Origin of the sequence: Pseudoalteromonas aliena, from assembly GCF_038155085.1 — a bacterium.
GTDB lineage: Bacteria > Pseudomonadota > Gammaproteobacteria > Enterobacterales > Alteromonadaceae > Pseudoalteromonas > Pseudoalteromonas aliena_A.
Genome location: NZ_JBAKAU010000158.1, coordinates 1 through 222, shown reverse-complemented (window position 1 = coordinate 222; position 222 = coordinate 1). Strand labels below are relative to the sequence as shown.

At 40.1% G+C, this 222-nt stretch carries 1 pseudogene; it reads left to right on the top strand.

The window, feature by feature from the left end:
* Positions 1-187, top strand: a pseudogene (locus tag V6260_RS18920) (TolC family protein); the annotation flags it as partial.
* Positions 188-222 lie beyond the last annotated feature (35 nt).

Sequence of the window (222 nt, the reverse complement as noted above, 5' to 3'; positions counted from 1 at the left end):
CTTACAAACAAAAGCGTTAACTCAATTAGCGCAGCAGTATCCTTGGCAACGCGCTGATAGGCTTGCTCAGGTTAAAGCAATTGTAATTGAGTCATGGCTAATTGCTTACAGGGCACAACGCAGTATTGACCTAATTGAGCAAGACAAAGGTTTCTTTTATAAGCTAATAGAAATAACAGAGGCAAGTTAAGCAAGTACCTTAGGTAAAACCCCTCAGCAAAA